20 protein-coding genes and 2 tRNA genes are annotated in these 18027 nt (G+C 50.1%); 11 read left to right on the forward strand and 11 right to left on the reverse strand.

Annotation, left to right across the window (positions count from 1 at the left end; translation table 11 throughout):
* The first annotated feature begins 64 nt into the window (after positions 1-64).
* From K0504_RS16060 to epmA, 3 genes are all read left to right on the forward strand, one after another.
* Entirely contained in the window at positions 65-589 is a 525-nt protein-coding gene (locus K0504_RS16060; protein ID WP_220105175.1) for a hypothetical protein, read from the forward strand.
* Positions 590-856: 267 nt separating this feature from the next.
* Positions 857-2329, forward strand: coding sequence for a glycoside hydrolase family 13 protein (locus tag K0504_RS16065; protein WP_220105176.1), 1473 nt, complete (start codon positions 857-859; stop codon positions 2327-2329).
* A 9-nt stretch (positions 2330-2338) separates the two neighbouring features.
* A complete protein-coding gene (epmA, locus tag K0504_RS16070; protein WP_220105177.1) occupies positions 2339-3322 on the forward strand; it encodes an elongation factor P--(R)-beta-lysine ligase in 984 nt (327 codons plus the stop codon).
* A gap of 25 nt (positions 3323-3347) precedes the next feature.
* Here the strand turns inward: epmA and K0504_RS16075 are convergent, their stop codons facing one another.
* Complete coding sequence (locus tag K0504_RS16075; RefSeq protein WP_220105178.1) at positions 3348-3587, reverse strand: hypothetical protein; 240 nt, start codon at positions 3585-3587, stop codon at positions 3348-3350.
* A gap of 288 nt (positions 3588-3875) precedes the next feature.
* Here K0504_RS16075 and K0504_RS16080 point away from each other — a divergent pair, with 288 nt between their 5' ends.
* On the forward strand, positions 3876-4493 hold the full coding sequence (locus K0504_RS16080; RefSeq protein ID WP_220105179.1) for a hypothetical protein: 618 nt from the start codon (positions 3876-3878) through the stop codon (positions 4491-4493).
* Between the two features lie 68 nt (positions 4494-4561).
* On the opposite strand, the gene frdD is transcribed toward K0504_RS16080, so the two are convergent.
* Genes frdD through frdA form a run of 4 tightly spaced genes read right to left on the reverse strand, consistent with a single transcriptional unit; the run spans position 4562 to position 7861 of the window.
* Entirely contained in the window at positions 4562-4924 is a 363-nt protein-coding gene (gene frdD, locus K0504_RS16085; RefSeq protein ID WP_220105180.1) for a fumarate reductase subunit FrdD, read from the reverse strand.
* Positions 4921-5322 (reverse strand): fumarate reductase subunit C, encoded by a 402-nt coding sequence (locus tag K0504_RS16090; RefSeq protein WP_220105181.1) that lies wholly within the window; start codon positions 5320-5322, stop codon positions 4921-4923. The genes frdD and K0504_RS16090 overlap by 4 nt, the downstream gene beginning before the upstream one ends.
* Complete coding sequence (locus K0504_RS16095) at positions 5319-6065, reverse strand: succinate dehydrogenase/fumarate reductase iron-sulfur subunit (protein WP_220105182.1); 747 nt, start codon at positions 6063-6065, stop codon at positions 5319-5321. The genes K0504_RS16090 and K0504_RS16095 overlap by 4 nt, the downstream gene beginning before the upstream one ends.
* Positions 6062-7861 carry a fumarate reductase (quinol) flavoprotein subunit gene (gene frdA / locus K0504_RS16100; RefSeq protein ID WP_220105183.1) on the reverse strand — a complete coding sequence of 600 codons (1800 nt, stop codon included), beginning with the start codon at positions 7859-7861 and terminating at the stop codon, positions 6062-6064. The genes K0504_RS16095 and frdA overlap by 4 nt, the downstream gene beginning before the upstream one ends.
* Positions 7862-8244: 383 nt before the next feature.
* Between frdA and K0504_RS16105 the strand changes: the two genes are divergently transcribed.
* The 4 genes from K0504_RS16105 (at position 8245) to K0504_RS16120 (ending at position 11529) form a co-directional block, all read left to right on the forward strand.
* Positions 8245-8544 (forward strand): hypothetical protein, encoded by a 300-nt coding sequence (locus tag K0504_RS16105; RefSeq protein ID WP_220105184.1) that lies wholly within the window; start codon positions 8245-8247, stop codon positions 8542-8544.
* A gap of 85 nt (positions 8545-8629) precedes the next feature.
* Positions 8630-9871 carry a hypothetical protein gene (locus tag K0504_RS16110; RefSeq protein ID WP_220105185.1) on the forward strand — a complete coding sequence of 414 codons (1242 nt, stop codon included), beginning with the start codon at positions 8630-8632 and terminating at the stop codon, positions 9869-9871.
* The gene (locus K0504_RS16115) at positions 9855-10769 is read left to right on the forward strand and encodes a metal ABC transporter solute-binding protein, Zn/Mn family (protein WP_318837994.1); all 915 of its coding nucleotides are present in this window, start codon (positions 9855-9857) and stop codon (positions 10767-10769) included. Before K0504_RS16110 ends, K0504_RS16115 begins: the two co-directional genes overlap by 17 nt.
* On the forward strand, positions 10762-11529 hold the full coding sequence (locus K0504_RS16120) for a metal ABC transporter permease (protein WP_220105186.1): 768 nt from the start codon (positions 10762-10764) through the stop codon (positions 11527-11529). Before K0504_RS16115 ends, K0504_RS16120 begins: the two co-directional genes overlap by 8 nt.
* Here K0504_RS16120 and K0504_RS16125 read toward each other — a convergent pair.
* The 6 genes from K0504_RS16125 to rsgA all read right to left on the reverse strand — a co-directional run bounded on the left by K0504_RS16125 (position 11521) and on the right by rsgA (position 17142).
* Positions 11521-11943 (reverse strand): hypothetical protein, encoded by a 423-nt coding sequence (locus K0504_RS16125; protein WP_220105187.1) that lies wholly within the window; start codon positions 11941-11943, stop codon positions 11521-11523. The genes K0504_RS16120 and K0504_RS16125 overlap by 9 nt on opposite strands.
* Positions 11940-12644, reverse strand: a complete 705-nt coding sequence (locus K0504_RS16130; protein ID WP_220105188.1) for a glycerophosphodiester phosphodiesterase — start codon at positions 12642-12644, stop codon at positions 11940-11942. The genes K0504_RS16125 and K0504_RS16130 overlap by 4 nt, the downstream gene beginning before the upstream one ends.
* A gap of 22 nt (positions 12645-12666) precedes the next feature.
* A complete protein-coding gene (locus tag K0504_RS16135) occupies positions 12667-14061 on the reverse strand; it encodes an SLC13 family permease (protein WP_220105189.1) in 1395 nt (464 codons plus the stop codon).
* 192 nt (positions 14062-14253) lie between these two features.
* Positions 14254-15141, reverse strand: coding sequence for a DMT family transporter (locus tag K0504_RS16140; RefSeq protein WP_220105190.1), 888 nt, complete (start codon positions 15139-15141; stop codon positions 14254-14256).
* 9 nt (positions 15142-15150) lie between these two features.
* Positions 15151-16020: an archaetidylserine decarboxylase gene (gene asd, locus K0504_RS16145; RefSeq protein WP_220105197.1), complete on the reverse strand. Its 870-nt coding sequence runs from the start codon at positions 16018-16020 to the stop codon at positions 15151-15153.
* A 60-nt stretch (positions 16021-16080) separates the two neighbouring features.
* Positions 16081-17142 (reverse strand): small ribosomal subunit biogenesis GTPase RsgA, encoded by a 1062-nt coding sequence (rsgA, locus tag K0504_RS16150; RefSeq protein WP_220105191.1) that lies wholly within the window; start codon positions 17140-17142, stop codon positions 16081-16083.
* A gap of 71 nt (positions 17143-17213) precedes the next feature.
* Between rsgA and orn the strand changes: the two genes are divergently transcribed.
* The 3 genes from orn (at position 17214) to K0504_RS16165 (ending at position 18025) form a co-directional block, all read left to right on the forward strand.
* Positions 17214-17759: an oligoribonuclease gene (orn, locus tag K0504_RS16155; protein WP_220105192.1), complete on the forward strand. Its 546-nt coding sequence runs from the start codon at positions 17214-17216 to the stop codon at positions 17757-17759.
* A 95-nt stretch (positions 17760-17854) separates the two neighbouring features.
* A tRNA-Gly gene (locus K0504_RS16160) sits at positions 17855-17930 on the forward strand.
* A 22-nt stretch (positions 17931-17952) separates the two neighbouring features.
* Positions 17953-18025: transfer RNA gene (locus K0504_RS16165), tRNA-Gly, on the forward strand.
* Positions 18026-18027 lie beyond the last annotated feature (2 nt).

Here is an 18027-nt window from a genome sequence, read left to right on the forward strand (position 1 = left end):
AGTCGTAAGCATGTGCACTCACCATCGCTGGTGAGTGTCGTCTGATTGAAAATAAGGATTAAGCATGGCACGCGTGGTAAAGGTTTTAGCGGGTTTAATGTTGCTGTTCAGTGTGCAATTGCATGCTGCCGATCTGAACAAGGTGCAAGTTGGTCAATGGCTGGCAAGTTACCAAGCGGTTCAACAGTGGACCAAACAACACCAAGACGAGCTATTGGCGTTGGATGCTCAGTCATTTTTCGACGACGATCAAGCCGCTAGCGACATCACCAACAATCCTTTATATCAAGACATGTTGCGAGTACTGGCCAGTCATGGCTTTAATTCGGCCGCGCATTGGTCGCAAGTCGGCGAGCAGATTATGCTGGCTTATGGCGCTTCACAACAAGCCACCATCAAGCAAGATTTCAGCAAGGAAATTGCTGATATCCGTAATGATCCCAACATGACGGCCGAGCAAAAAGAAGCCATGCTCAGCCTACTTGAAACGACTCAGCAACTCACTGAGCAATTTGCCAGCGTGACAGAAGCTGATAAGCAAGCTGTTGCTGACTATGTTGATCAGATCACCAAGTTGGCGGGTCAATAAAGAGAACCTGCTGCAGGCAAATATTGATGAGAAGGCTAGCGTTTACGTTAGCCTTTTTTCTATCTGACTGGCGCCCTTCACACGTAAAAATGGCAGCTTGTTTGGGCAGACCTTTGGTATTAATTCATCAATAAAAATGCAATCAAGTTAGCCTCTTGCTCTAGTTTTAGATTGCTATACTAAATACTCATTTCCCGCTCTTTGTTTCTTATACGGCTGCATTTCGAGCGAGCAGATTCATGCAACAACGATTCGTAGGTCCTAACTATGAGCCAGACGCCTGAGTGGGTTAAACATGCCATTTTCTATCAGATTTTCCCCGATCGCTTCGCTCGTTTCGGCGGCAACCATTTACCCGCAGGGATCCAGTTAAAACCTTGGGGCGCCGATCCGGCAGAGCAAGGGTTTCAGGGCGGCGATCTCTACGGCATTGTTGATCGACTCGATTACTTAGCGAAACTTGGCATCAATGCGATATACCTGAATCCTATTTTTAGTTCTGCCTGTAATCATCGTTATCACACCTTTGACTATTTTCAGGTAGACCCATTACTCGGCGGCGATAAAGCGCTGCGCAAGCTGCTGGATGAAGCGCATTTGCGTGGTATTAAAGTGATGCTCGATGGTGTGTTCAACCATGCCAGCCGCGGATTTTGGGCGTTTCACCATATTCTGGAAAATGGTGACGATTCACCTTATCTCGATTGGTTTTTAGTGGAAGACTGGCCACTGCGCCCTTATCACGCTGACGAAGACAATCCTCCTAATTATCAAGCATGGTGGGGCTTGCCAGCTTTGCCTAAGTTTAATATCGCTAACCCCGGTGTGCGGAACTATCTATTTGAAGTGGCTGAGTACTGGCTGAAATTCGGAATTGATGGCTGGCGGCTAGATGTGCCCTGCGAGATTGATGATGATGAATTTTGGCGTGAGTTTCGTCGGCGCGTCAAAGCCATTAATCCGGAAGCTTATATTTGCGGTGAAATTTGGCAGCGCGCCACGCATTGGCTACAAGGCGATATGTTTGATGCCACCATGAACTACGAATTTTGTAGCCTGACGTTAAGCTACTTTGGCCACCATGCCTTGCGCGAGGATTATCACAAGAACAGCTTGCCGCTGAAGCAGTTATCAACCGAGGACTTTACCCAATCCATAGACAACATGGTTGCAGCGCAAGATTGGCAGATCACTCAAGCTCAATTTAACTTACTTGGCAGCCACGACATGGCACGGCCGTTATGGATTTTGCGCGAAGATCGTCACGCCTTGCAGCAAGCCTTTTTATTCCAGATGACGATGCCGGGAGCGCCTTGCATCTATTACGGTGATGAAATTGCCATGACTGGCGAGGATGATCCCCATTGTCGGGCTGCGTACCCATGGCATCAACCCGAGCTAATCGACCAAGGCATGTTGGCATTCGTGCGTGCAGTGACCAAGTTGCGTCACCAGTTTCCAGCGCTTCGCACGGGAACCTTGGCATTTGATTCCGATCTGCCCGAGGATGTATTGGGCTATTGCCGTACGTTGCCAGAGCAGCAAGTTCAGGTGTTCATTAACCGTGGTAAATCATCGCAGGTTGTGATGCTGGATGCTGATTATAATTGGCATCTGGTACTGGGCGCCGCAGACCAAATATCGAGCCGTGGCCGGCAAATAGTGATAACCTTGCCACCACGCCGTTATGCCGTGCTGTCACATGCTGCAGTGCCGGTTGCTATGATTTCAGGTCTTTGATTTTACGCCATGAACCACTCCAAAACCTTAGGCTGTTGGCAGCCTACGATGACTCGCGCCATGCTGATTGCGCGTGCTCAATTACTGGCCAGTATTCGACGCTTTTTTGCTGACCGAGATGTGCTGGAAGTGGAAACGCCTGTGATGTCGCAAGCGGCTGTTTGCGATATCCATTTGCAGAATTTTGTCACCCAATTCGATTCCCCTCAGCAAGCGCAGCAACAAGCCTTGTACCTGACCACATCTCCTGAGTTTCATATGAAGCGATTGCTGTGTGCGGGCAGTGGGCCTATTTATCAGATCTGCAAATCTTTCCGCAATGAAGAGCAGGGGCGCTTTCACAACCCCGAATTTACAATGCTTGAATGGTACCGACCGGACTTTGATCATCACGCGCTAATGACTGAAATGGCCGAGTTAATGACGCTGGTGATTGGTGCTGATGAGTGTGATCGCATGACGTATCAACAAGCCTTTTTGACTCATTTGAATGTTGATCCGCTGATCGCCAGCCTGACCGAGTTGCAACAAGTTGCGCCTGCTAGCTGTGCCGACTTAGCTCACCACGAAACGGATCGCGATACCTTACTGCAATTATTGTTTAGCATGGCGATTGAACCGCGCATCGGTCAGCAACGACCTGTGTTTGTTTATGGGTTTCCCGCGTCGCAAGCTGCGTTAGCGGAACTTAACCACAATGACCCCCGCACGGCAGATCGCTTTGAGCTTTACTTCAGAGGGATTGAGTTAGCCAATGGCTTTCGTGAGTTGCAAGATGCCAGTGAGCAACGCGCTCGATTTGCTGCTGACAATCACTATCGTCAACAACATGGCTTGCCACAAGCGCCGGTGGATGAATTATTTCTGCAAGCATTAGAGGCCGGCTTACCGGCTTGCTCTGGCGTTGCATTGGGGATTGACCGCCTGTTGATGTTGCAGCAGGACGCCGCTGCCATCAGTGATGTGATCGCTTTTCCGGTCGATAGAGCTTAACCGTATCGCTCAGCAAAGGCGGAGATTAGTCGTGTTGGCGTATGGTGATGGTTGGCGAAAAACTAGCATTGCCTAAGTGGTCTACGGTACAAATTGCTTCGCCTCGGCACAATACGGCGAGTGGCCCACGTTGAGTCATACGGACAAACCAAATATCCCAACCAAGCTTTTGCATAGCGTGAACACTGAGTTCTTGTGCCTGTGTTAGGCGAACCAGCGCGTTACTTCCGCGACGCTCAATTTCGGCTTCGACGACAGTATCCATTTCTTTTCCCTCATGATTAGCGCGTTCAAATTAGCAAGTTGTTGTTAAACATTTACGACAGCTAGCGAATGCTGCGAAGGCAGTAGCATCAAATTCTCTGATTCATAGGGTTAGTTGATAAAAATAGCTACGACCTTTGCGATAACTTGAGGTGCCCCATATTTTGCCCTGCTGGCGTTAACTAATTTGTCTCAACGTTAGAGTTTGATGAGAACTTGACTAAAGTTAATAGGGCGAGCGGACGCAGTGTTGCGCCTTTGGCTGGCAGTTGGAGGATTTGTCAGGGAGATGACGAGCAATGTGGGTGACACCATGATTACTTTGTTTGAATGCTGGAACGGCGGCATTGTTGAGTGGGACGGTTTGTCCTCACCTCAAATTAGTTTTTCATTTCCGGTCGCGAATGGCGATGTGCTGGCCTTCTTCTTAATATGTGGTCGCATTGCGCAACTGCATACGCGCACAGACTGGCAACTTCGCTTTGGTACCACATCGGTGCGTATTCCATCTTTGCCTCAAAATGAAGTCAATCAGTTGTCTGAGCGCATTCGTCGCAAACTCGGCTACATGCCGTTGCTGGTGAATAATGTGCGGCAAGATGTGAATGCAGAAGAGAGTCTATTACGCCAGATGCAGTGGGTCGAAATTGCGACTGGCCGAATTGATGCCTACCTACCCTTTATTGGTTTACGCCAAGGTAAACAGCGCTATGTACGCAATTTCACCCAACAAGTGCTGACGGGCGCTCAAGCTGAAGTCAGATTTTCTCGAGATGGCCACTTATGCGGCGGTTCGGATTTCAGCTTAATCCAATTGCTCGGTATCCATCGCGAGCCTAACTTACGAACTTCCAGTATGCTCCTGCAAGAGGCTTGGAACCAGTTAGGCCACGCCAGCAACCTGTAGCAATGGCAAACCGCTAGACATTAAAAAGCCACCGTATTCGGTGGCTTTTTTAGTGGCAAATCAGGTTGCTAGATGGCGATAAGGTAAGCGCCTGCAGCAATGGTGACCACAAATGCCATGCCATACCAAAACACTTTAAAGAAGCCGCGAGCGACATCGACTTTTAAATCGTGCATGGCGTGATAAATCCGGTGGCAAGCATGCCACATGGGAAAAGCGATCACGGCGATCAATATTAGTTTGCCGAACCAATTGCTGGCAAAAGCATTGACGCTGGCGTAATCCAACTGCAACACACCAAGCGGCACCAGCAATCCGGTGATGAGAATGAGCGCCGGTGTTGCAAAAGCGGCAACTACGCCGCCAGCACCAAACAGGCCCCAAAAGATGGGCTCATCAGCGCGCTGGTATTGTTTACTGTGCTTACTCATGCGGCACCTCCTAAGGCGACAACGCCAATGATCACAACGCTGGCAACAACAAAGGCCACGTAATGCACAATGACCACGGGCTTATCCGTTAGTTTTTGATCGCCTTTTTGTAGGTGCATGGCTTTGGGCGCCAATGAGAACCAGGTGATGGCGTGGTACAAACACGCGACCAAGGCAATGACATGAAATACTATGTAAACGGGGTTTTGTAAGTGCCCCAGCCAGCCATTCCAAGCCGCTTCGCCTTTCACGAGCGCGGCTAAGCCCCACAGCAAAATCAACGAGTATAAGCCAACGAATACGCTGGTTCCCTCGCGCAGCATGTATAGCGTATGGAAGCGATTGTTTAAAAACCAACTAGCGGTCATTGGTTTTACATAAGGTTTGCGCTTACTCATGATGACCTCCGCGGGCGAAGCTTAGACATCACAAAGTCTTTACTGCTTTCGACTTTGCCTTGTTGAATGGCTGCTGCTGGATCGACACCTTTCGGACAGACTTCCGAGCAATAGCCCACGAACGTACAGCCCCAAACGCCTTCTTCAGCATTTACAATATCAATTCGCTCATCACGACCTTGATCGCGTGAATCTTGATTGTAACGGTGTAACAAGGTCAGTGCTGCCGGCCCCATAAACTCATTGTTTAAGCCATATTGTGGGCATGCGGCATAGCACAAGCCGCAATTGATACAGAGGCTGTATTGGCGATAACGGGTAAGTTGCGCGGGCGTTTGTAGGTGCTCACCATCTTGTACCGAAACTGCATCTTGACGAATGATGTAGGGTTTCACTTCTTCAAGTTTTTCGACAAAGTCACCGATGTCGGACACCAGATCCCGTTCGATGGGAAAGTTCGCCAACGATTCAACGGTGAGCCCGGTGTTGAGATAATCGCGCAGGAACGTTTTGCACCCTAACTTGGGTACACCATTCACCATGTAGCCACATGATCCGCAGATTGCCATGCGGCAAGACCAGCGATAACTCAGCGTGCCATCAAGGTTATCTTTGATGTAGTGAAGTGCATCAATGACCGACATGTCGTCGGCGTAAGGCACTTCAAACTCTTGCATAAACGGAGCGTCATCTTGCTCCGGACGGTAACGTTGCACCGTCACGCGCATCATTGCCTGACTCATTGCTCACCTCCCGCTTTTGCTTCTGCCTCAGCTTGCGCTTCAGCGGCCGCGCCATAAACGCGCTCTTTCGGTTGCGACTTAGTGATCACAACATCTTGATATTGAATATCGGGCACGCCACTGTCATTGCAGAAGGCGAGGGTGTGCTTCAAGTATTTGTCATCATCGCGTTTTTCGTATCCATCAATGCGTTGATGGGAGCCGCGGGACTCTTTGCGGTGTAAAGCGGAATGAGCCATGACTGTGGCCACATCCAGCATGTAACCAAACTCAATGGCGTTGAGCCACTCGGTATTGAATACCGTGGACTCATCATCCAACTTGAGGTTGCCAAGGCGTTTTCGTAGATCGGCAAGTTCATCGATAGCGGTTTGCATCAGCCCTTCTTCACGGTAGATGCCAACGCCAGCTTCCATGGTTTCGATCAGCTGCTGGCGTAAGTCACCAAGCTTTTCAGTACCGTTTGAATCTTTTAATAGTGCTTCTGCTTGTTGCTGAGAGGCTTGCGCCTGAGCGATGGCTTGTTGCTCAGAAATATGGCAGGCAGTGAGTGCTCGCTCCGCCGCTTTCTCTCCTGCAACACGGCCAAGCACTGCTAATTCGGCCAGTGAGTTTGAGCCCAGCCGATTGGCGCCGTGCAAACCGGAGCTGGCACATTCGCCCACTGCAAATAAGCCTTTGAGGCTTGTTTCACAATTTGGATCAACACAAATTCCACCCATGGTGTAATGCACGGTTGGCCGTACAGGAATCGGCTCATGGACAGGGTCAACACCGACATAAGCTTTGGCCAATTCACGAATGAATGGCAGCCGCTCATTGATTTTATCTTCGCCCAGGTGACGCAAGTCGAGGTGACTGACCGTGCCCCACTTGGAGTCGATCATGTTGCCTTTTTTCTCTTCGTGCCAGAACGCTTGTGATACCCGATCACGAGGGCCTAGCTCCATGTATTTGTTTTTGGTTTGCCCCAACGGCGTTTCGGGGCCCATGCCGTAGTCTTGCAAATAGCGGTAGCCGTCTTTGTTAACTAAAATGCCGCCTTCACCACGACAGCCTTCGGTCATCAAAATGCCGGTGCCGGGGAGTGCTGTTGGATGGTACTGAACAAACTCCATATCGCGCAGCGCAACGCCGTGGCGATAAGCCAGCGCCATGCCGTCACCCGTGACGATGCCGCCATTGGTGTTGTAGCGATAGACTCGACCCGCGCCGCCAGTGGCAAATATGACGGATTTGGCGCGAATGACATGGAAGGTACCTTCGGCCAGGTTAATCATAACCAAGCCTTTCACTTCGCCGTCTTCGACCAATAAATCGTGGCAGAAATACTCATCGTAGCGAGTGATATTGCTGTATTTGGTGGAGGTTTGAAATAAGGTGTGGAGCATGTGGAAGCCGGTTTTATCAGCGGCAAACCAGGTTCGCTCAATCTTCATGCCGCCAAACGCGCGAACATTAATGTGGCCGCTTTCTTTTCGACTCCAAGGGCAGCCCCAATGCTCCAGTTGCAGCATTTCTTCGGTTGAGTGTTCAACGAAATACTCCACGACATTTTGGTCGCATAGCCAGTCGCCACCGGCGACCGTATCGTTGAAGTGATTGTCTAGCGTATCGTGATCTTGAATTACCGCCGCCGAACCCCCTTCCGCTGCCACGGTGTGGCTGCGCATCGGGTAGACTTTGGAAATTAAAGCGACACTCGAATCAGGGTACTTCTCAGCGGCAGCAATGGCGGCACGCAAGCCTCCACCCCCGGCGCCTACGATGGCGATATCGGTTGTGATTATGTCCACTTAAGTTCTCCCAAGAACTGGCTCTATTTAGTTATTTTTTAGGGTCGTATTAATGGTACTTATACGCACCTGAACTTAGGTTGATCGAGATCTTTTTTTAACAGACTAGTCTGTGCTGACCCGAAGTGTTGTTAACTATAGGTTGTTATTGTGTTTTTGTGGCTGTTAATGGGGTGGGAAATCCGAGTTTTTGACAGGATTTATGAGCCGATACGGCGTCACAATTTCGGACTTATTTTATGTGGTGATGTAACATTCTGTGACGAAACTGTCTTCGTTTTGTCATTGATTCTCATTCACTAGCCGATTAGCATAGCGCGCCTACGATGTTCAGGTTTTGAACAGGCTCATTTAGAGCGCTAAATCGCTGTTTCTAGGAAACGATGACTCAAGGTATTCAAGCAAACCGATTAACATGGCTATATGCCATCTTGATGGTTGCTTTAATTGGATTGCAGCTAGCAGCCAGCTGGCACAGCGCCGATCATGTCCATGAAGGAGATGATCAGCATGTGTGTACCTTGTGTTTAGCAAAAAGCTCGGTGGCGTCTTCGTCACCTTCTCCTGAGTTAGTTGCCGCTTTAGTCTTGCTTTGTTTTGTGAGACGTCAGCAAGCGATTGTAACCATTCCGCAGGCCCCTGCTTCTGGCATGGGTTGCCGTGGCCCCCCAGTTGTAATTTAAACGCTATAAATTTCATCACTTATTGTCTTTAAATAACACACTCGCAGCGGTGGGCTATGCCGTTGCGCTTTGGGAGCAAACACAAATGCGATTTATTCCAACAATGCTGGCAACTGCGGTCGCTACATCAATTTTTTCTGTAGCGGTCACTGCACAAGAGCAAGACGCAGTTCAACAGCAAGATAAAAGCCTCATTAACATCAGTGCCATTCTTAATGCTGGCTTTACCTCTCGCGACAATGACTTTGAAGGTATCGGCGCGTTACCTGTAGATGGAGACCACGCGGGTGGCCCAGAAGACGGTTTCTGGTTAGATCACACCGAGCTCGCTCTGTCCGGTGCTGTAGACGATATGTTCTACGGCAAATTGACCGTTGTGCTGGAAGAGCACGATGACTCGACCGAAGTTGAAATCGAAGAAGCCTTTGTTCAAACCATGGGCATGCCGTATGGCTTGAGTGTTCGTGCGGGTCGTTTCTTGTCGAATGTTGGCTACCTCAACAGTAAGCATGCACACACTGACTCCTTTGTTGACCGCCCAATCGCCTACCGTGGCTTGCTCGGTCGTCATTACTATGATGATGGTGTTCGCCTGAACTGGGTTGCACCAACGGATATCTATGTTGAGTTGGGTGCCGAAGCATTTGCTGGTGGCCAGTACCCTGCCTCATCTGGTGATACCGTGGGCAGCCAAGTTGCCTATGCAAAGTTTGGTGGTGACATTTCAGACAGCACTAGTTGGCAAGCTGGCTTAGCTTGGTTGCGCACGGACAATGATCCAAACGAATGTTCTAGTCACGATCATGATGAAGAAGAAGATCATGATGAACACGAGCATGAAGTCGTTGAGTTCTGCGATTTTGACGGGGACAAAGACTTCTATGTTGCTGACTTAGTGTTTAAGTGGGCACCTGGCGGTAACTACAAATATGAGTCATTAACCTGGCAGACCGAGTGGATTCAAGCCGACGAAGACGGCCGCATTGCTCACGAAGAACATGACGAAGACCACGATGATCATGAAGAAGAAGGTGAGTGGGAAGCCTTTGATGCCAAGAACACTGGCTGGTACACCTCACTGGTTTATCAATGGTCGCCAAATTGGAGCGCCGGTGTTCGTTACAGCGAAATTGATGTTGATGCCGCTTATGACGAGCATGAATACAAGCCAAAAGCGTACGATGCGATGATTCAGTACAACCACTCGCACTTCTCCTCGCTGCGTCTACAGTTTACTCGTGACGAAAGTATTGATGGCGAAGAAGATGATGTGATCAGCCTGCAATACACCATGGCGATAGGAGATCACGGTGCGCATACATTCTAAGCTCGTTGGCCTGTGGGTTGTTGGGCTGCTACTCGCTAGCCCAGCGCAGGCAATGAATATTTTTGCCTGTGAGCCAGAATGGGCTGCGCTAGCTCGCGAGTTAGCGCCCGATGCCAATATCAGCAGCGCGACTACGGCTTATCAAGATCCGCATTTTGTACAGGCGCGACCGAGTTTGATTGCCAAGTTACGCCGAGCCGATTTGTTTATCTGCTCGGGCTCTGAACTTGAAATTGGTTGGTTGCCCGCTTTGCAAATGCGTGCCAATAATCCGGCTATTCGTGATGGTCAGCCCGGCGCATTTTATGCTGCCGAGCAGGTTGAGCGTTTGGATGTACAAGAGCAGGTTGATCGTTCAATGGGCGATGTTCATGCCGGAGGCAATCCGCATGTTCATTGGTCTCCTTCGCGGATAGCTTCGATCGCCAAAGCGTTAGCGGCGCGATTGCAGCAATTGGATGGCGAACACGCAGCGCTGTACCAACAACGATTGGATGACTTTCTAATGCGTTGGCAACAGCATATTGGGCAGTTATCGGCCCAAGCAAAGCCGCTAAAAGGCACCGCGGTGGTGGCCTATCACACCAGTTATCGCTACTTGTTTGATTGGCTGAACATCGAACAAGTTGGTGACTTAGAGCCCAAGCCTGGCTTACCGCCCAGCAGTGGTCATTTGGCTTCGCTGGTCAGTTTGCAACAGCAGCAACCGTTCGCTCTCATTATTTTTAGTGACTACCACGATGATAAAGGTGCGAACTGGTTGGCGACCAAGACCGGCGTGCCGGCGATGAGGTTGGCGTACAGCGTTGATCCCAATAAGCCGGAAATGCAGGATCTGTTCGCTCTGTATCAGTCGGTCATTGAGCAACTGCTGCAAAGTGTAAGCGCGCATGATTGAGTTACTCCCGATACTAATACCGGCCCTTGTGGCCGGTTTATTGGTGGTACTTACCCACGTACCGCTGGGCCATCAGGTGCTACGCCGAGGCATTATCTTTATCGATTTAGCGATTGCGCAGGTTGCAGCGCTCGGTATTGTGATTGCCCATCAACTGCATCTGGTTGATTTATTTCACGGTGTTGAGTACCTGATCTCAGTGGCATTTGCGATGGCTGCAGGCTTGTTGTTGGCGGCGTTGGAAAAGCGAATTCGACATCAGCTTGAGGCGGTGATTGGCTGTTTTTACGTGTTAGCCGCTACTGCCGGATTATTGGTGTTATCACACGATCCGCACGGTGGTGAATTGCTGAAGCAAACCCTGTCTGGCTCGATCTTGTGGGCGACCTGGGATGTGTTGCTGTGGCATGGCGTTATCGTCGCGTTGGTATTGGCGTTGCTATGGTTCAAAAGTAACTTGCTCAATGGCGTTTGGTTTTACCCTATATTCGCGTTAGCGATTACCAGTGCCGTCGATTTGGTTGGCGTTTATCTGGTGTTTGCTAGTTTGATTATGGTGCCGTTAGCCACGCATCAACTCGCCAATCATAAAGCTCGTCTGTGGATTGGCTATGGCTTGTCTGTGGCTGCTTATGCGGCGGGTCTGTTAGTCTCAGCTTGGTGGGATCTTCCATCAGGAGCCACGTTAGTTTGGTGTTTAGCGATGATGGCATTGCTGTTTACTTGGGTACGCTCGCGTCAAACCAAGAAGCTAGTTTAACGCTTGGACCATTGCTGTAACGGCTTCGCGGGTGGTGGTTATTTGCTGAGTAAGCGCGTCATTGCTGGCGCGCTGTTCGGTGAGTGTGGGCCAGTGTTGTTGCCATTGGTCGACTAACCGCTCTGTTTGTGCCGGCACCGGAGCGGGCAGCAACACGCTGAAATCTCGGATTAACAACACATGATTCCAGCCTTGCAGGTTGTAATCCGGCGGTGGGGTCTCGCTGAAATGACTTTGGTGTACCAATTGCTGCAAGGCGCCCAATTCCTTGAGCATTTCAAACGCGGCAAATCGCAACGTGCGATTGTGCTCCGTCACATCACTGCGATATTGGCTGGTAGCTAACGCCGTCACGGCAATCAGCACACTCATGACACCAACCCATTGCTGTTGTAAATCTCTGAGCAACTTCATGACGACGATTGTTGCTTTAGGGCAGCGATAGCGCGGGCGGGAAAATTGCTGAAAATACCGTCTACTCCCTGAGCTTGCAGACTTAAAACGTCGTCTATCTCATCCACGGTATAAACTCGAACTTGAAGCCCCCGACGGTGAGCGTCGGCAATTAAATCATCATCGAGATTAGCAACATCAAGATGAATGGCTGAGCAACCGATGCGAGCCGCAAATTCCGCCAAATCAAGCGGTACGCTGGCGGTAAGTCCAGCGTAGTCGAATTGCGGCCATTGTTGACTGAGTTTGGCGAGCAGGCGGTGGTGAAAACTAGAAATGATGAATTGCTGTGGCGCGAAGGCTAATTGCTGGCAGGCAAATTCGAGTGCGTTTAATGTCGGACCGGCGACTTCTTTATGCTTCAACTCTACGTTTAGCCGGCAGCGGCCTTGGATGCAGTCAAGCACTTCCAGTAAGGTTGGGATCTGCTGATCGTCACCAATTTTTAGTTGGCGCAATTGCGCAAAACTGGCATCGCGTAAACGGCCATTACCATTCGTGGTGCGGTGTAACCAGCGGTCATGAAATACCATGACTTGGTCATCGGCCAACTGCACATCAATCTCAATGCCGTCGGCGTCAAATTCGATCGCCCGCTCAATAGCAATTAGCGTGTTTTCAGGGTGATCGCCACTGGCGCCGCGGTGGGCAAAAACATCCATCTAGCTGTCATAAGCAGTTATCTCATACCGATAGTAAACATGCGCAAAGAATAACCGTCAAACCAATTAGCGAGATCGCGATGCCAATCTTGGCCATATCTTTATTGTTAATTTTTCCGCAGGAATAGGCTAACGCGTTAGGCGGCGTGCTGACCGGTAACACCATGCCCATTGAAGCCGATAGCGCAACGACTAACAATAATGATGTCGTTCCGGTCAATTGACCGGCATCAATCAAGGTTGTTGCAACGGCCACCGCGACGGGCATTAATAAGTTGGCCGTTGCCGTATTCGACATTAGATTTGCCATCAGATAACAAAGGATGGCGAGGCCAATGAACACTGACGCGAGAGGCAATACGGTGAAATCAACCGCGTTGGCAATTTCGTTGGCTAACCCTGTTTTTGATAAGGCGATACCAATGGCAATACCACCGGCAACCAGCCAAATCACATCCCAATTAAATAGTTTCAAATCCTCTTTGCTGATGATGCCGGTCGCGGTGAACACGGCCAATGGCAAAATCGCCACCACATAGCTGTTCATACCGTGAAGCTTGGTCGACAACCACAACAAGATGGTGGCGGCAAAGGTGATATAGACAATGATGGCGCGCGGAGAGGTGCGAAACTTGCGCTTAATGTTGATGTTTAATTCGGTCATCTTGGGCGGGAAAAAGCGCGTCAGTAAAAACCAGCCAATGGCTAACATGACCACCACAAAAGGCACGCCGAATGCCATCCAAGTACTAAAACTAATGGCGTTTCCGCCTTCTAAATATTGCAATGCAATCGCATTGGGCGGGGTGCCAATAGGCGTGCCTATACCCCCTAAATTGGCGGCAACCGGAATTGACAGCACTAAGCCTTTAGCGCCGGGATCGCCGTCGGGCACAGCCGCTAATACCGGCGTTAGAATGGCTAGCATCATCACGGTGGTGGCGGTATTACTCATAAACATTGAGAATACGGCGGTGATCATCATCAGTCCGAGCATGACGAATTGCGGCTTATTGCCAAAAGGTTTGAGCAGCACTCGGGCCAAGTTAATGTCCAATTCGTACTTGGATGCAGCAACGGCGAGCGCAAAACCACCTAAAAACAGAATAATAATGGGGGAGCTGAGGGCGTTCAGAATACTGGTGTAGGGCAGCAGTAATTCGACGGCTCTAAAATCCGAGACTAAAAAGCCCAGTCCAGCGTTAGAGAGCATCATTAACTCAAGGGTAATGATGACCACTGAAGTCGCGAACACCGGGATTGGTTCTAAAATCCACAAACCGGCAGCGAGCACAAAGATCGCCAGCAGGCGCTGCTGAATAGGATTGAGGCCTGCTAATGGCAGCCAGTCAGCTGGCATGATCAACACTGCTATAAACAAAGCCAAGCAGATCGCGAGTTTACGCCACTCGATCATAGAACGCTCCGTCGTCAATTTTAGATTCGGTTATAAAAACTACAGCCAGTTTAGGTGGCAACATCGGGCGTCACCTGCGCAGGATCATTTTTTGATTCGACTATCAGACAAAATTATCGGTTTATTGATGTAAGCCTTAACTCGTCGGTGAGCGACTTGCCTTACAAACTATAGACCGAAGTAGCAAAAGCTTTAGCGCAGCGCTCGTTTATGGCCGTGCAAGGTTTCATAAGCTGCCGCAGAAAGTACCAATGCGCCACCCGCTACGGTACGCCACGTGGGGACTTCAGCCAAAACCAACACCGCCAGCGCGGTGCTATAAACCGGGTGTAAGCAAGAAATAAGGCCAACGGTTTTGGCTTTCAGGTAGCGCAAGCTGGTGGTAAAAAAGGCGTGTGATAAGGCCGTGAACACACTGCCTAGTAGCAGTAAGTAAGTCCAGTCAAGGGCACCAATGTGTTGCCAATCATCTGATAACCAAGCAACGAGCACAAAGCCACCAATCAGCGTTTGATAAAACATCGCCTGAGCACCACTGCAGTGAGCAAACTTGTATTTGTAAAGCAAGTTGCGGGCGGTGAATAACAATGCCGAAAGGACTCCGGTGAAGACGCCCGTCAGAATGTGTGGGTGTTGCTCAGTGCCAGTATTACCAGCGATTAACCAAAGTCCAAACAAACCAATAAAGCCCATGAGGGCATCCATGGGGGGCGGCAATTGGCGGTGCAGTAATGGCTCAATCAATACCGTCATCAGCGGGTAGGTGTATAAGGCAATCACGCCAATGGCGACTCCGGCGTATTGCATACCGGCAAAATAGGTCACCCAGTGGCTCGCCATCAGTAAACCTAACAGCAGTGCTAACCCATAGTCTCGCCAACTACTTAAGCGAATTCGCTCATGGCGAAGCTGCAGAAGCATTAGTAGGGTGATGGCTGCGACAAAGCAGCGAATGATGGTGATATCGAGAGCGGTTAAGCTGATGAGCTGGGAAAATAAAGCGGTACCACCAAATAACAGGATGGCACCATGGAGCGAGAGTAGCCCTTTGCGATGGTCGGCTGCGCTAACGGGCTGCATGGCGTGCGATTACGCGTCAGCTTGATTCGCGGTGGCCATGACTTGGCCCATGCGGGTTGGCGCTTCCGCTTGTAAGTCGTCAGCCAAGCTGACGGCATCTTGGCCAAATAGCAGGATAACGGTTGAGCCTAATTTAAAGCGGCCCATTTCATCGCCTTTGTTTAAGTGCACAGAAGTTGGCCCTTCAACTGGGTACTGCCAGCTGAAGATTTGATTGCCCGCGGGTGGTGTAATGGTGCCAGCCCATACCGTTTCCATGGAGGCAACAATGGTCGCGCCCACCAAAATTTGCGCCATGGGACCAACAGGGGTATCGAAAATACACACCACGCGCTCATTGCGAGCAAACAGCCCCGGTACGTTTTGTGCGGTCAGCGGATTGACCGAAAACAATTTACCCGGCACGTAAATCATCCGGCGCAAAACCCCATCACAAGGCATGTGGACTCGGTGATAATCGGTGGGCGACAAATAGATGGTTGCGAAGGAGCCATGATTAAACTGCTCTGCTAATTGTTCATCGCCGCCAAGTAGTGCTGTGGCACTGTATTCATGACCTTTGGCTTGGAAAATCTGACCGTTGTTGATGGGGCCACATTGACTGACTGCACCATCTGCCGGATGAACCAAGCTTTGCGCGCCATCATCAATGGGGCGAGCACCTTCTTTTAGCGCTCGCGTGAAGAAGTCGTTGAAGGTTTTGTAGCTGCCAGGATCGGGATTGGCTGCTTCATCCATATCGACCTTGTAGCGTTTGATAAACCACTGAATGGCATGAGTGGTCACTGAGCCCGCCTCTGCCGCCGCAAAGCGACCGATGAGCCGGCTTAAACCGTGCTGTGGAAAACAATATTGTAGAGCAACCTTCAGGGAATCGATGGACACGCGTTTACCTCAATTAAATGGACCGCTGTAGTCTACACATTCATGGCGCGTAGATCAGCGAACAAAGGTCCGATTGCTGCGGTTTTCTTCCATACTTTGCATGATCTTATGGTAGTTATCGAAGCGAAATTGCGGAATATCACCCGCTTCAACTGCCGCCCGAACGGCGCAGCCTGGGTCATTCTGGTGTTTACAATCACGGAATTTACATTGGCTGATCAGTGGTAAAAATTCGATGTAACCATTAAGGATTTGCTCTGGCGTTAAGTGCCACAAGCCAAATTCACGCACTCCCGGGGAGTCGATGAGACGACCACCAGCAGGAAACGTCAACATGCGCGATGCCGTGGTGGTGTGCTGGCCGAGACCTGAGTTTTCAGACACGTCTCCTACATCGATATTGGCGCCCGGAATCAATTGATTGATCAACGAAGATTTGCCCACGCCTGACTGGCCTACAAAGATACTGATATTGTCGTTGAGTTTAGGCAGTAGGTCGTCAGTGCCCATTTGTTGTTTACAGCTAATGGTTAGAGTTGGGTAGCCCAATGACTGGTAGTACGCCAAGCGCTGATCAATGTGTTGGCGAACCGCATCGTCAGCCAATTCAATTTTATTGACTACAAGCGTGGGCGTTAGCCCCATGTCTTCGGTGGCAATGATGTACCGATCGAGAATTTGGTCAGAAAAATCGGGCAACACACTACTGACCACAAACACTTGGTCAATGTTACTGGCTACGACTTTCACGCCATCATAGTAATCTGGCCGTGTGAGCTGGCTATGGCGCTCTTGAACGGCTTCAACCACACCTCGGCGCTTGCCATCATTGCTTTGGCCGTCATATCGCACTTCACGCCACAACACCTTGTCACCGCAAACCAGTGAGCCTACGGTTCGGCGAAGGTCACAGCGCACCGCGTTGCCTTGCTCATCTTCGATGTCGGCGTGCTGGCCGTACCGACTGATCACTAAGCCGTGTTGTTCGCTGCCCAGTTGAGCATCGTCTATGGCAACCGTTGGGGTTTCATCTTGTTCGGCACGCGCTAACTTACGCTGACGATTTTGCTGAATCCGGCGGATTTGCCCTTTACTGAGTTTTTTACGTTTGGCCAAGATAGGTTCCAGTTAGGTGTTCGCTTTGTCCGTTGCTATGATAATACCGTTTCAACTCAAGGAGTGCATTTGTGGCTAAAGATAACCGCTTGATCTGGATTGACCTGGAAATGACCGGGCTAGAGCCGATGACTGATGTGATCATCGAAATCGCAACCATTGTGACCGATGCGGAGCTTAACCTCATTGCTGAAGGCCCAGTGATTGCCGTTCACCAAACCGACACCGTTTTGGCAGGGATGGATGAGTGGTGCACACGGACACACACAGGATCGGGCTTGGTTGCGCGCATTCGCGAGAGCCAATACTCGGTACAGCAAGCTGAAGCTGAAACCTTGGCATTTTTGCAACAACATGTCGATGCAGGCGCCTCTCCGATGTGTGGCAATAGCATTGGCCAAGATCGCCGTTTTATCTACAAATACATGCCGGTATTGGGTGAATTCTTTCATTACCGCAACATCGATGTGAGCACGTTAAAAGAGCTCGCACGCCGTTGGCGCCCTGATTTAGCACCTTATGCCAAGAAAAACACTCATTTGGCAATGGACGATATTCGCGAATCGATTGCTGAATTAGCTTACTATCGCGAACACTTTTTGCGCACCGAAGCATGATAAACCGGCGCTTGCAGGCCAATTTTAAGAAATTTGTCATTATGGGCTTGCATCATTGCCGAATTTGCGTAAAATTCGCATCCGCTTAAAGGAACGCGGCACTAGCTCAGCTGGTAGAGCGCGACCTTGCCAAGGTCGAGGTCATCGGTTCGAACCCGATGTGCCGCTCCAAATTTTTACTGTATGACTCTATGCGGCACTAGCTCAGTTGGTAGAGCGCGACCTTGCCAAGGTCGAGGTCATCGGTTCGAACCCGATGTGCCGCTCC

This window comes from Neiella holothuriorum (genome assembly GCF_019457915.1).
In the GTDB taxonomy this organism is placed as follows: Bacteria; Pseudomonadota; Gammaproteobacteria; order Enterobacterales; family Neiellaceae; genus Neiella; species Neiella holothuriorum.

Coding starts and splice junctions, on each gene's coding strand:
- K0504_RS16060 (WP_220105175.1), top strand. CDS start 65: ATGGCACGCGTGGTAAAGGTTTTAGCGGGTTTAATGTTGCTGTTCAGT.
- K0504_RS16065 (WP_220105176.1), top strand. CDS start 857: ATGAGCCAGACGCCTGAGTGGGTTAAACATGCCATTTTCTATCAGATT.
- epmA (WP_220105177.1), top strand. CDS start 2,339: ATGAACCACTCCAAAACCTTAGGCTGTTGGCAGCCTACGATGACTCGC.
- K0504_RS16075 (WP_220105178.1), bottom strand. CDS start 3,587: ATGGATACTGTCGTCGAAGCCGAAATTGAGCGTCGCGGAAGTAACGCG.
- K0504_RS16080 (WP_220105179.1), top strand. CDS start 3,876: ATGACGAGCAATGTGGGTGACACCATGATTACTTTGTTTGAATGCTGG.
- frdD (WP_220105180.1), bottom strand. CDS start 4,924: ATGAGTAAGCACAGTAAACAATACCAGCGCGCTGATGAGCCCATCTTT.
- K0504_RS16090 (WP_220105181.1), bottom strand. CDS start 5,322: ATGAGTAAGCGCAAACCTTATGTAAAACCAATGACCGCTAGTTGGTTT.
- K0504_RS16095 (WP_220105182.1), bottom strand. CDS start 6,065: ATGAGTCAGGCAATGATGCGCGTGACGGTGCAACGTTACCGTCCGGAG.
- K0504_RS16105 (WP_220105184.1), top strand. CDS start 8,245: ATGACTCAAGGTATTCAAGCAAACCGATTAACATGGCTATATGCCATC.
- K0504_RS16110 (WP_220105185.1), top strand. CDS start 8,630: ATGCGATTTATTCCAACAATGCTGGCAACTGCGGTCGCTACATCAATT.
- K0504_RS16120 (WP_220105186.1), top strand. CDS start 10,762: ATGATTGAGTTACTCCCGATACTAATACCGGCCCTTGTGGCCGGTTTA.
- K0504_RS16125 (WP_220105187.1), bottom strand. CDS start 11,943: ATGAAGTTGCTCAGAGATTTACAACAGCAATGGGTTGGTGTCATGAGT.
- K0504_RS16130 (WP_220105188.1), bottom strand. CDS start 12,644: ATGGATGTTTTTGCCCACCGCGGCGCCAGTGGCGATCACCCTGAAAAC.
- K0504_RS16135 (WP_220105189.1), bottom strand. CDS start 14,061: ATGATCGAGTGGCGTAAACTCGCGATCTGCTTGGCTTTGTTTATAGCA.
- K0504_RS16140 (WP_220105190.1), bottom strand. CDS start 15,141: ATGCAGCCCGTTAGCGCAGCCGACCATCGCAAAGGGCTACTCTCGCTC.